Genomic DNA, 13,561 nt, shown 5'->3' with positions numbered 1-13,561 from the left:
AACGGCTATCGCCATCCTAGGCCGGGCGATTTCATTCCGGTGAATTCTTGGAATGACAAAAAGGGCTGACAATCAGCGCATCATGCGCCGCATTGTCAGCCCTCATTTATATTAATCGGTAAATGACAGCCAACCTTCTCTTGCGGTCAGCATGCGCCATAAACCGTCGGGAATTACAAGCCGCTTCTGCGAGCTTAAGCTTAAGCGGGACTGAATCTCATCCTCGCGTCCTTCTTCCACCTTCTGTACCCAATCCGGGTCCGTAAGGAGTACGCGGCCAATCGCGACCAGCGGTATACCCGTTTGCTTGGCTTCAAGAGCATCATCCGCCGAATGAATGGAGCCTACGCCAATAACCGGTACGCGGCCGGCTACTCGCTCCGCGATCCATTCCAGCCTTGTTTTGCTATCATCCGCACCACGCGCCGGCTTGGAACGGAAATCAAACAACGAGACATGAAGATAATCCAAATCCTTCTGCGCAAGCTCATCCAACAGGCGGAACGTATCCTCCATCGTAAGCCCCGGTGTCTCCGCTTCTTCTGGCGAGAACCGGTATCCGACCAGGAACGGCCCTTTGGCATGCTCAGCCGCCGCGCGTTTCACCTCATCGACGACGGCAAGCGGGAATGTAAGTCTCCGGTCGATATCTCCGCCCCATTGATCGTTTCTGCGGTTGGAATGCGGAGAATAAAATTGCTGCAGCAGATAAGTGTTTGCGCCGTGAATTTCGACGCCGTCGAAGCCGGCAAGCGCCGCGCGGCGGGTCGTCTCGCCAAAATCGCGGATAATCGATTCAATCTCCTCATGCGTCAGTTCGCGCGGAACAACGTCAGGACTTTCCGCCGCCGCAACGGCGCTAGCGCTGACCACGTCGCCATTAGGCACCAATGCAGGCGGTACCCGGCGGCCGCCGTGGAAAATTTGGAGAACGGCCTTCGCCCCTTTGGCTTTAATCGTCTCCGCAAGACGAGTAAGCCCCGGAATCATGGCATCGCTGTCGCCTGCGAATTCCCCGGGAAATCCTTTACCGTTAGGCGTGACATAGATGCATGCCGTAATAACCAGCCCAGCGCCTTCGGAGCGGCGGGCGTAGTATTCCAGCTCCGCATCCGTTACCGTTCCATCGTCATTCGAGGATGAGTGCGTCATAGGCGCCATTACAATGCGGTTCTTTACTTCCACGCCGCTTGGGAAAGTAAAGGATTCGAATAAAGGTTTGAATTTCTGTTTCAAAAACTCCACTCCTATCGTATTCTCTTTTTCGCGCGCTAACTGTAACAACTTTTGTTACTGTAATAATATTATATACAGTTAGCGAAGTCAAGCAAATAATTGTCATTTTTTACGCTCTTCTATTCTGCCCATAAAAAGGAGCGGCTACAGAAACAAAAAAATAGCGATGGAGAGTCGGAAACTCAGCATCGCTACAGTCCTTATTTGCGTATTAATCACATTCGGGACGATACTCGAAATAATCGTAATAAGCCGGAGCGGAAGGTCCCTCCTCCGTTCCCGCAGCAAACATGCCAAGGCATACGCCTGTAAAAGCTCCATCGGCATCCGGCGTTAAGGCTTCCGCCGGCAAGGCTCCAAGGCTAACCCACTCCGCGGACGCTCCGCCCAAGGTATACAGCAGCTCGTATTCCTTCTCGTCCGTACGGATCGACAGGCGTACGGGAACCTGCTCCTCAATCGGGGTAAAAGCTTCCGTCCCGCTTCCTTGCGCCATCGCCGTTACAAGAATGCCGGTCTGTCCGGCTTTCTTCGTTATGCCTATCGCGCAATAAGACTTGTCGCTCAGCCGAGCGGCAATTCCCGCCTGCTCGCCATCTCTTCCAGGAACAAAGGTCAGGCGGGTCTCGATGCTCATCCGATGATGCTGCTGGCGGCGGCATACGAATACATGGGCTCCACCGTCGCGAAGACCGTTGGCATTGCCGCTTAGTCGAAGGCAGCCTTCCCTCTCCGTTAACGACAGCTCCTCCTGCCCGGGGATCACGCGGTTATACATCCATTCGAGGCCAAGCCCTTCGGAAGAGAACTTGGTGGTCACCGACTTATCCAAGCCGGACGGGGAGGGTTTGCTCTCCCGGATAGCCGGACCTTCCATAACCATTGATACGTGACCTTCGTTATTGTCTATTATCGGCCAACCGTCTTCGCTCCAGCGAACGGGGGCAAGGAACGTCTCGCGCCCAAGCACGCTGCCCTTGCCGCCTTGCGGCCGGACGCCAAGAAACAGTGCCCACCACCGGCCATTCACGTCGTCAAGCAGCTCAACATGGCCGGTATATTGAATCGGATGATCCTTTAACCCGTTATGCGTCAGAATGGGGTACGGCAGCATTTCGAAAGGTCCGTACGGGGAGGTGCCGCGTCCGATAATCTCCCGGTGCATCGGCCCCGTTCCCCCCGATGCCGTCATCATGTAATACAAGCCGTTTATTTTGTACAAATGCGGTCCTTCGACCCAGGGCCCTTCATCTCCCTCAAATACGACAACCGGCTCCGATAAGGCCTCGCCCGTCAGGATGTCAATTTCGTATTGGATAATATGGGATGTCTCGCCAAAGCCCGCCTGCGCGGATACGTATACTTTGCCGTCATCGTCAAAAAAAAGCGAAGGATCGATATTGCCGTAAGGGATGCGAATCGGATCGGACCATGGCCCTGCCGGGTCCGTTGCGGTTACATAAAAGTTGCCGATCCCGTACACATCCGTTGTAATCATATAAAAGACGCCTTCATGATAACGAAGCGTAGGCGCATAGATGCCTTCCGAGCTGTTGCGGCTTAGCAGATTCACCTGGCTTTCCCTCGTCAATACATGACCAATCTGCTCCCAATGAACCAAGTCCTTGCTGCGAAACACCGGAACGCCCGGAAAATATTCAAAGGTGCTGGTCACCATGTAATAATCCTCGCCAACCCGAACGGCGCTTGGGTCCGGATAAAAGCCCGGCAGTACCGGGTTCCGGTACGTGATTTTGCCTGTTAACGCGCGTGTCATGAATCGATTTGCCCCGCTTCCCGATTAAGATAAGGAACGGAGCCCCTGCGAAGGACTCCGTTTCAGGTTTATGCTTATTTCCGCCAATCCGTAATTTTCCAAAAGGATGCTTTTGGCTCATGCTTCCCATCAAATACAAACGGCCAATTTTTCCGTCCGCGTACGGGGAAGTTATCCAGCCAGGTGTAGTCGTCGGCTGCCCCCCAGAACGTAACCGCGGTAATTACCTCTTTGTATTCGCGGAACAGCTCGAATACCTGCCCGTAACGTTCCGCCTGCCGCTCCAGCATGTCCGCCGAAGGCTCCGTCAGATCCGTCCGCTTATCGTCATGATCAAATACCGATATGTCCAGCTCCGTTACTTGCAGCTTAAGCCCCGTTGCCGCGTAACGCTCGATGGCTTCCCGGATTTCGGCAAGACTTGGACCGTTCAGATTCCAATGTCCCTGCAGGCCGATTCCGTGAATCGGAACCTGTTTAGCCTGCAGCGATTGAACGAGACGTATAATTTTGTCCCGCTTCTCCGGGTTGCATTCGTTATAGTCATTGTAGAACAGTAGGGCGTTAGGATCGGCCGCATGCGCATATTCGAAAGCTTTTGCGATAAAGTTCTCACCGGCCAGGTTCAGCCATTTGGACTCCCGGAGCCATACGCCGCTTTTATCCTCAATAACTTCATTTACAACATCCCAGCAATAAATAATGCCTTTATAGCGGCCAACAACGGTATCGATATGGCTCTTCATCCGGGCTAGCAGCGTTTCCCTGTCGGCCGGTTCACCACCGGGAGCTTCAAATACCCAGTCAGGCGTCTGATTGTGCCAGACCAGCGTATGCCCGCGCAGCTTCATGCCGTTAGCCGCCGCAAAGTCGGCGATCTTATCCGCCGCTTCGAACGTGTACGCCTCTTCGGAAGGATGCACGCGCTCGAATTTCATATCATTTTCAGCCGTCAGACTGTTGTAATGGGCAGTAAGCACATCCTTCTGGGATGCAATCGTCGTCAGATTAACCGCTGCTCCGATATCAAAGTAATCCTTATAAACGGAATGAAGTGCCGGAAGCTTCGAAAGGTATGACATAATCTGCATCAACTCTTTCCTTCTGGATTAGTAAATTACCCGGTTATGAGCATCCGGAATGCCGGATTTGCGGAAGAAGTACGTATTAACGATGTCGCGCCATTGCTTGGCATTCTCCAGCTGCTTATTCATGCGGCCCATTACATGGCGGAACCGGTTGCCGTCAACGAGACCCTCAAGCTCCTGCCAGCGGCTCATCCAATATTCCACCCGCTCCACGCCGGCGAAATGCGTATCGTAAATATGCTGAATAACCGTCTTGCCCGATTTCAGCCGATGCGTGTAAGGCACATGATGGAAGAAGAGCAGCAGCTCGTCCGGGCAAGTCTCCAGGCTGTCGTAGACCTCGGCAATCGGCTGCGTATACTGGCTGCTGTAGCCTGTACCCGTCGCAGCCGTACGGTCCACTCCGATACCCTTATGGTCGGCAAAATGGTACGTTCCCCACTTGGAATATTCGTAGCCGTCAATATCCGGTCCGTAGTGGTAATGAGGCGTAACCATCCAGCCCACGCCAAGCGGCGCCGTATAACTCTCGTAGATGGACCAGGATTCAAGCAGGAAGTTAACGAGTACCTCCCGGACGTTGTTGTCCCCCCCAAACGTCTGAACAGCCCATTCCGCCGCAATCTCCTCCGAAGACAGCTCCGGATTCCAGATCAAGCGGCCGTAGCCGTACAAATTCGCCTGCGCGAGATGATGCCCGGTCCAGTTCTCGTCATTGCCGATATTGCTGACGGCCGTAATGCCGCTATAAGTATAGGCATGGACGCTGCCTGCCGCAATCTCCTTGACCGTGCTGCCCGCACCTTTGACATGGGTATCAAAGTTCAAGACTTCCTTCCACTGCGGAATGAGGAAGCAGACATCCTTCTGCTGGCCCGTATATTCCTGGGCAATCTGAAACTCCATCATCTGGTTGGTATGCTCCATTGCGCCAAAGAGCGGCGAGACCGGCTCGCGGACCTGGAAATCCATCGGACCGTTCTTAATCTGCAGAATCACATTGTCCTTGAAGCGTCCGTCCAGCGGCTTAAAGTGATCGTAAGCGGCACGCGCACGATCGGTTGAACGGTCGCGCCAGTCCTGATGGCAGTTGTAGACGAAGCAGCGCCAGAGCACAAGTCCGCCGTACGGTTCCAAGGCTTCGGCCAGCATGTTGGCTCCGTCCGCATGGTCGCGTCCGTAGGTAAACGGACCGGGACGATTCTCGGAATCGGCTTTTACCAGGAAGCCGCCAAAGTCCGGAATATAACGGTACACTTCGGCCGCCTTCTCCTTCCACCAGCCGCGCACGGCCGGATCAAGAGGATCGGCCGTTTCCAGGCCGCCAATCTCAATCGTTCCGGCGTAGTTCACGCTCAGGAACAGCTTAATGCCGTATTCGCCGAACACCCCGGCAATGCTCGCAACATCCGGAAGAAGCTTTTCCGTTATAAGAAACGTCTCTTCGCGGTGCACGTTGACATTGTTAATGGCAATGCCGTTAATGCCGACCGATGCCATCAGACGGGCATAATCGCGGATCCGTTCCGAATCGGACAGCACCTGGTTGTTATCGTAAAAGATCGAACGGCCGGAATAACCGCGTTCCACGCTGCCGTCGAGGTTATCCCAATGGTTAATCATGCGCAGGCCGTATTTCGGCGACTCGGCCAGATTCAACTGATCAATCGCAGCCCCGGACTGCATCAGGCGCAGCAGATGGAATACCGCGTACAATACTCCTCTCTCGGACTTGCCGGCCGCGATGATATACTCTTTCTCCGCCTCCCGAACGGTTTTTAAGAGGTAGCCCTCATCAGATAGAGCCGCCGCATCGCCGGCCGACTGATCCACCCAAGAGTTGCCGCCGAGAACCTCCAGCACGATAAACCGCTGCAAAGAGGCTTCATGCGTAACCGAAGGCGCTGCGCCCAGCATGGAGCGGATTCCCCGCGACAATTCCAAAGCGGCCGTTTTCAGGATCCCCTCAACCGGCACTCCCGAAGGCAGCACAAGCTCGCCCGCCCAGCTTTTGTATGGCTCGGCAAGCCTTTCGTCCTTCACCTGATCGTATCTCAGCCATGCTGCGTATCCGTTGTCTCCCATCTTTCATCCCCCTAATAGAAATTGTCCCGCGAACAGCCGGAATTCGAACAAAAACGCGCCCGCCCGATACAAGTCGAGGGACGCGCGATTCAAGCGATTAACCTTTAACGCCGCCGACGGTCATCCCTTTAACAAAGTATTTCTGCAGGAACGGATAAACCAGAATAATCGGCAGACTCGCAACTATCGTCATCGTCGCGCGAATCGAGGTTGGCGTAACCGCCGTTACGCCGCTTTGTCCGGCTGCAAACTGATCGCCTGCATTGGTTGACGATGCCGCCGTATTGGAGGTTTGCAGTATTTTCATCAACTCGTATTGCAGGGTGCTCAGGTTAAGATGCGATGAGTTGTACAAGAATACGTCAAACCAGGAATTCCATTGATACACCGCCACGAAGAGCGATACGGTCGCAAGAGCAGGCACGGTCAGCGGCAATACGATGCGCATGAAGGTGATGAACTCTCCCGCGCCGTCGATTTTCGCCGATTCCATAATGCCGTCCGGCAAGCCCTCGATAAAGGAACGGATAACGATCATATTAAAGACGCCGATGATGCCGGGAATAATGTAAACCCAGAACGAGTTAATCATATGAAGCTCTTTGATCAGCAGGTACCCGGGAATGAGACCGCCGCTGAAGTACATCGTGAAGATCGCGACCAGCGTTACGAATTTGCGGAGGACGAACTCCTGGCGGCTGATCGTATAAGCCAGCATAGCCGTGCAGAAGACGGAAGTAACCGTTCCGGCAATGGTACGCAAGGCGGAGATCAGCGTAGCGTGATAGATCGATGCTTCATTAAAAATGTAATGATAGTTATCCCAGGTCCACATCCTTGGCCAAGCGTAAATGCCGCCGCGGATCGAATCATTCGCATCGTTGAACGACAACGCGAACATATTAAGGAAAGGATATAGCGTAACCGTCACGACGAGCAACATAAAAACTATATTACTTATATCAAAAATCTTATCCGGTAAAGAGCTGTACCTGGCTTTGGCCGAACTCTCTTTCATGTCGATAGCCTCCTTGCTTCATCCAACTTTCGGGTCAATCTAGAACAGTCTGCTCTCGCCAAGCCGCTTCGCAATCGAGTTGGCCGACAAGAGGAAGATAAAGCTAACGACCGTTTTGAACATGCCGGCTGCGGTAGCCAAGGAATAGTTGCCCATGTTCATGCCGTATTTCAACACAAATATATCAAGGTTCTCGGAATAGTCCACGGTCATCCCGTTGCCCAGCAGGTATTGCGGCTCAAATCCCGATTCCAAAATATTTCCAAGGTTCATGATCAACAGGATCACGATAACCGACTTCAGACCCGGCAAAGTAATATGCAGGATACGCTGGAAGCGGTTCGCCCCGTCAATCTCGGCAGCTTCATATTGGGAAGGATCAATGGTTGTAATGGCCGCCAAATAAATAATGGTGTTCCAGCCAACGTTCTTCCAAACCTCCGACGCACCAAGGATGCCCCAGAAGTAATTCCCTTTGCCCAGCCATAAGACAGGCTGATCAATCAGATGCATTTTCGTCAATAGGATATTAACGATCCCTTCCGGCGCAAGCGCCGAAGATATAATATTGGCCGCAACGACCCAGGAAATGAAATGCGGTAAGTAGCTGATCGTCTGAACGACCCGCTTGAACATCACTTGGCGAAGCTCGTTTAATAATATCGCCAGTACGATGGCGGTAACAAAACCTAATACGAGATTGATGGAGCTCATCACGATCGTGTTTCTTAACACGCGGTAGAAGGAATCGTCGTTGAACAGGAAGCGGAAGTTTTTCCAGCCTACCCATTCCTGATCGAACAAATCCTTAGCCGGTCTGAACTTTTGAAAGGAAATGGTCCAGCCCCAGAGCGGTACGTACTTAAACAGGAACAGCCATAATACAAACGGCATCGACATAAACACGAGCACTTTTTGCTGCATTAGCTTTTTGAAAAACAGTTGAAGCCGCGATTCGCTTGCTTTGGGACTCCTGACAACAGATGGTGCAGCTTTTTGTATGTTCTCCACTTGCTCTTCCCCTCTCTAGCATCCTGCATGAATCCAATAGATCGGAAGGCCGGAATCAGCTTTCCGGCCTTCCGTCTACTTTTATCTCATTACCACTTGCCCGCGATGCGGTCCTGTACCACCTTCGTTACGAAAGTTTCATAGCCCTTCACGTCAAGCTTGCCCATTTGGCCCACATAGTCGTTCCAGATCGAATCGAATTCGCTTGGCTTGGCAAGAACGAGCTTCGGAACGAATTTCTTTTGCAGGTCGCCGGCTTTTTGCTGGAAGATCTGCTCGGGCGTGCCTTGGCCTTTGTTGATACTCCATGCCGGGTACCAAGCGCGCTCGTCAGGCTTCGAGAAGTATTCGGAGAAGGTCTTCACGCCGTAGGCGTCCAGCAGCGCTTTGTCGCCGTCCGTGTAACCCGCGTAAGCCACTTCAGGCTGGTTGCCTACGCCGTATGCGTTGCCGTCGGCCAGTACGGAGTTGTTGCCGTAACGCGGCCAGCTGTATTCGAAATACTGCCATCCGATGGTGCGTTTCTTCTCGGGGTCGTTGCGGTCGGCGATTTGCTGCGCGCTCATTACGTAACGGCCGTTTGCGTCCACGGTATAGTTCTGGTCTTTAACGCCCCACTGAACGAGAACCTGGTTCTCTTCTTTAAGCAGGTTATCGAAGTACTTGATGATGCGTACAGGGTCTTTCGCTTTTACCGAGATACCGATACCTCGGTTGTTAACAAAGCTAGGCGGATCTACGTATTGGTCTTTTGTATTCTCGTCGAACACGATTGGCAGCGGAGCGTAACGCTTCTCGTCGATGCCGGCTTTCTTCAGGTTGTTCGTCGCGTCGCCAACCTGCCATGCATAGTTGAAGTAGCCAAGCACGCGGCCGGAAGTCAGCTTCGCCAGGAATTGGTCTTTGTTCGCCGTAAAGGTCTCCGGATCGAACAATCCTTCCGCGTTTACTTCGTTCAGCTTTTGCAGCCATTTTTTCTCGATGTCCGTAGCGGCGTAGGTTTTAGCCTCATGCGTGTTCATGTCGACGATAACGTCGCCGTCATTCGGGTACCCCGCAAGGTGCATGGAAGGGTTCGTGATCGAGAAGAAGCTGTCGGCAGGACCTGCAAGGGAGGCAAAGCCAATCGTGTCCTTGCCGTCCACTTGCGGATGCTTCTCTTGGTATTGCTTGATCAGATCGAAGTATTGGTCAAGCGTCTTGATCTTCGGATAACCCGCTTCCTTCAGGACGGAGCGCTGGATCCAGAATGCGCCTTGGCTGATGCCCGGATCGCCGATGTAGCCTTGGTTCGCGCCAAACGGAAGGAAGTACATTTTGCCGTCGGCTTGTCTGAATTTATCGAAATAAGGACCGTATACGCGCTTGATGTTTGGACCGTATTTCTCGATCAGATCATCAAGAGGAATAAAAGCGCCGGCGTCTAGCAGCTTGTCGATTTCGCCTTCCGGAACGATAACGTCCGGATAGTCGCCGCTTGCGATCATAACGCCGGATTTCGTTTGCGGGTCGCCAACGAGGAATTCCATTTTCCAGTCCACGCCGGTTTGCTTTTGCAGCTCTTTACCGATAACGGTGTCGCTCGCAAGAGTGTCCTTCTGGCTGGAGAAGCTGTAGTACGAGAAAGTGACGGGTGTTTTGTCATCCGCTTCCGGAGAAGAGGAGTTGGAAGCTGCATTGCCGCTGTTGCCGGAGTTACCGCTATTCCCATTGCTGTTATCGTTATTGCCACCGCAAGCGGATGCCGTAACAGCTAACATAGCAGCAGCCAAGCTGACAGTTAAAAGCTTTTTGTTAACCATTTCTGTTTAGACCCCTTTCGTCATTTCAACGTGTTTGTTGTAAGCACTTTCATCATAAAACGAATCCGAAAGCTTGATTACCCCTCAAACTTTAGTTCGTACTTTGAAAAGCATAGTTCAGCTTTTTTGTCCTTTATTGTCCGTTCATGTCGAGAGGAAGGCGCAGCTCAACGGTTGTTCCATGGCCTTCTTCGCTGATAATGTCGAAATCGAAGGAGTCTTTATAGCATAGCTTCAGCCGGGTATACACATTTTTCATGCCGACATTGTCTCCGATGGAATCATCCAAACGCAGGTAATTCAGCAGCTCCGTCAGCTTGGCCTCGGACATGCCAATCCCGTTGTCCGACAGCCTGAACATCAGCTTGCCGCCGGCAATCCCGATGTGAATCTGAATAAGACCGATTCCCGGAGAGCTTTCAATGCCATGTATGCTGGCGTTCTCGACAAACGGCAGGAAGGTCATCTTCGGGATCATCTGATCGTAAACCGCTTCCTCAACGGTAATCCGGTATTGCAGCTTATCGCCAAACCTGTATTTCTGGATTTCAAGGAAGCATTCGGTCAGCTCAATCTCCTCGCGGACCGATACCCAGCTTCGCTTCCAGGAAATCGACTTCCGGAAAATCTTTGCCATATAGTGAATCGTCTTTGCCGTCTCGGTCTCCCCTTTCATCAGGCTCCGCATCCGAATCGTTTCGAGCGAATTGAACAGGAAGTGGGGATTGATCTGGCTGTGAAGGGCATGAAGCTGGGCCTGCCGTTGACGAATCTCCAGATCCTTCTTCTGGATATCGGCGAGGTAGACGTCGGTAATGAGATTGTCGATCCGCTTGGTCATCCGGTTGAATTCTCCTGTCAACTGGCCGATCTCATCGCGCGCGTCGTCAAGCGGGATCGTCTCGAAATGCTGGTTTTTTACCTTTTTCATATGCTTTACAATCTTGACGAGACGTTTGTTTATGGATCTGGACAATGCGGCGATAATCAAAGAAGGCAGCACGAAATTAATAAGCGCCAGATAGATGACGAAGGAGCCGGATTTCCGCACGTCATGCAGGAAGCTTCTCTCGTTAATGACGCCATGCAGAGACCAGTCGTTCAAGTAATTGTTGTTGGTGTAAACCTTGTCAAAGGAGAGTGAGTTCTTCGGCATCGGCAGCGCTTCGATCTTAAGCCCCTGTGAGCGCCAGTCTACGCCGGGGTCATTGGAGTAGAGGACCGTACCTTCCGGATTCAGGAAGTACACACTGCCCTCAAAGCCGGATATCGCAAACAGCTGCTTGACCGTCGCCATGTTGAGATCAATCTTGATCAGATTGTTGTAGCCGTTGCCTTTGACATAGTTCAGTCTTTGAACGAGGCTAAACGTGTCTCCATCCTGTATGAACAACGGATAAGACACATCCGTCTTCATAAAATCCCGGTACCAGTCGGCTTCCCTCTCCGCTTCGCCAAGAGGCATTATAGGTCCGGAGGAAAGCACGGTTGGATTATCGGTATAAATAACCGTGGCGCTGGTCGTTTTGTACGCCTGCTCGGATTTGTTGAAGACGCTTCGAATATTGTTGAAAGCCTCTACGTATTCAATTTGGGATTCGTATTTTTTGTCCAGCAGCTGATTCAGCATCGGATCGATATAATACAGGTACGAGATGCCCGCGGCCTCGTCGATGACAGCGCGAAGCTCGCCCTGAAGCTTCTCCAGGGCGATGTCGGCGTCATGCGATTTTTGGTTTTTAATATTGTTGGTTGTCACGTTATAAAAAACGATGTTAGTCAATACGATCGGGATAAATACGCATAAGATATACATCAGCAAAAGCTTGTCCCGCAATTTAAGATGATTCCAATGAAATCTGCCCATCAAATCTCCACCCGTTTATTTTTTGCCCAGCAGCTTGTTGCGGTAATCGGTCGGAGTCACTTTCTCCAGCTTCTCGAATTGGGTCACGAAATAATCGGCGTTCTGAAAGCCCACTTTCTCCGCAATCTCGTACATCCGGAAATCGGTCTGTCGAAGCAGTTTTTTGGCCTCTCCGATCCGAATATGCAGTAAAAAATCATTAAAATAAATCCCGTAGGTTTTGCGGAAGAGCTGCCCCAAATAAACGGAGTTCATGTAAAATTTGCCCGCAATGCTCTTAAGGCTGATATTCTCGGTATAGTTCGCTTCGATGTATTTCTTGATGCGTTCAATCCCGCCCTTGGACTGCTCGTTCCGCAGCTCGGCCAGATAAGCGGCAGCCTCGCGGAGGAAATCCGTGAAGAGGCCCTTCAAATCCTGCAGACGGCTATGGCTGCCCTGCCAATCCATGATGAACGGGAGCTTGCTAAGTCCCTTCTCGTCACCCTCCATCTTCCGGATAATATTAATAATCCCGATCGCAAACCGGGTAATGGTATTGGCAACCGCATTGGGCGCAAACCGCTTCTCCACGAACTGGCGGAATAACAGTTCAATATCCTGCTCATACAATTCCGCGTCGTTCTCCTCCAGCCTCTCGAGCAATCTGCCGTACAGCTCCGAATCAACATCGAAATAATACAGCGGAGTCCCCTGTACCTGGTTCGCGTAAATAACGGTGCTGCCTTGCTCGGCGTATTTATAGGACATGGCTTCATTTGCCGACCTGTAGGAAAGATGCATTTCCTGCAGCCGTTCCACGGTCTTGCCGATATACAAGGTGACGGGTCTGCCGGAAGACTTCGTAATCGCTGCTTGAAGGCTGCTATAGACGGTTTCCGCCCGCGTTTCCGGCGAAAAGTACGTCTTCTGGTCAATCAGCAAACCAAATAAACCGCTCGCCTGCTCATAGACCGGAATTTTGCCGTTCGGAGCAGCGCTCACCGATTGCGCTGCAGCAGCCAGCTCCTTGGCCTGCCAGTCGGTGCACGCGGATTGCGGACCGGCATGAAGCTCAACCAGCACATAATCAAAGCTGGAGAACTCCGGCATTTGCAGCGCGGCGCATAAAGCTCCGTTATCGGCCTCCGAGAACTGGCCTTGAACAAGCGTTTCCACGATAGAGTCGGTAACCAGGCTGTCCCCTGCGATTGTTGTCAGCTTTTTTAAGCCCAGCGTTCCGGAAAGCGTCTTCAAGGTTGTTTCCAGTTCAGCCTCATCGATAGGCTTTAATATATAGTCATGGACGCCGTAACGGAGAGCGCGCTGCGCATATTGGAAATCATGATACCCGCTGACGATAATAAAGGCGGGGCTGTACGCGCCTTCCTCGGTAACCTTTTGAATAAGCTCCAGTCCGTCCAGCACCGGCATCCGGATATCCGCGATAACAAGATCCGGCTTAAGCAGCCGTATTTTCTCTAAGGCTTCCTGTCCGTTACCCGCTTCATCGCAAATGTCATAGCCAAGCGATTCCCAATCTATTAAATTTCTTAACCCTTTGCGCACAAACATCTCATCATCCACTAAAAGCACTTTGTACATATGCGAAGCCCCCTGACGTTTTAAACGATCCTTAATGACATTAATAATTATAAAAGCAATCTTAATAGAAAACATCCTGCTCCGATTACCTGT

At 52.0% G+C, this 13,561-nt stretch carries 9 protein-coding genes; all 9 read right to left on the bottom strand.

Annotation, left to right across the window (positions count from 1 at the left end; translation table 11 throughout):
• Positions 1–111 precede the first annotated feature (111 nt).
• Positions 112–1,236, bottom strand: coding sequence for an NADH-dependent flavin oxidoreductase (locus EV294_RS00900; protein ID WP_132303154.1), 1,125 nt, complete (start codon positions 1,234–1,236; stop codon positions 112–114).
• A 211-nt stretch (positions 1,237–1,447) separates the two neighbouring features.
• The gene (locus EV294_RS00895; RefSeq protein ID WP_132303153.1) at positions 1,448–3,013 is read right to left on the bottom strand and encodes a glycoside hydrolase family 43 protein; all 1,566 of its coding nucleotides are present in this window, start codon (positions 3,011–3,013) and stop codon (positions 1,448–1,450) included.
• A 74-nt stretch (positions 3,014–3,087) separates the two neighbouring features.
• Positions 3,088–4,095 carry an endo-1,4-beta-xylanase gene (locus EV294_RS00890; protein WP_132305194.1) on the bottom strand — a complete coding sequence of 336 codons (1,008 nt, stop codon included), beginning with the start codon at positions 4,093–4,095 and terminating at the stop codon, positions 3,088–3,090.
• A 27-nt stretch (positions 4,096–4,122) separates the two neighbouring features.
• Complete coding sequence (locus tag EV294_RS00885; RefSeq protein ID WP_132303152.1) at positions 4,123–6,186, bottom strand: alpha-glucuronidase family glycosyl hydrolase; 2,064 nt, start codon at positions 6,184–6,186, stop codon at positions 4,123–4,125.
• Between the two features lie 97 nt (positions 6,187–6,283).
• A complete protein-coding gene (locus EV294_RS00880; protein ID WP_132303151.1) occupies positions 6,284–7,204 on the bottom strand; it encodes a carbohydrate ABC transporter permease in 921 nt (306 codons plus the stop codon).
• 39 nt (positions 7,205–7,243) lie between these two features.
• Positions 7,244–8,215, bottom strand: a complete 972-nt coding sequence (locus EV294_RS00875; RefSeq protein ID WP_132303150.1) for an ABC transporter permease — start codon at positions 8,213–8,215, stop codon at positions 7,244–7,246.
• An 89-nt stretch (positions 8,216–8,304) separates the two neighbouring features.
• On the bottom strand, positions 8,305–10,017 hold the full coding sequence (locus EV294_RS00870) for an ABC transporter substrate-binding protein (protein WP_132303149.1): 1,713 nt from the start codon (positions 10,015–10,017) through the stop codon (positions 8,305–8,307).
• Positions 10,018–10,150: 133 nt separating this feature from the next.
• Positions 10,151–11,884 carry a sensor histidine kinase gene (locus tag EV294_RS00865; RefSeq protein ID WP_132303148.1) on the bottom strand — a complete coding sequence of 578 codons (1,734 nt, stop codon included), beginning with the start codon at positions 11,882–11,884 and terminating at the stop codon, positions 10,151–10,153.
• A 15-nt stretch (positions 11,885–11,899) separates the two neighbouring features.
• On the bottom strand, positions 11,900–13,468 hold the full coding sequence (locus EV294_RS00860) for a response regulator (protein WP_132303147.1): 1,569 nt from the start codon (positions 13,466–13,468) through the stop codon (positions 11,900–11,902).
• Positions 13,469–13,561 lie beyond the last annotated feature (93 nt).

It is taken from the genome of Paenibacillus sp. BK033 (assembly GCF_004345425.1).
Lineage (GTDB): Bacteria > Bacillota > Bacilli > Paenibacillales > Paenibacillaceae > Pristimantibacillus.
Note: the sequence above shows the minus strand (reverse complement) of the source record. Positions and strands in the feature narration are given on the sequence as shown.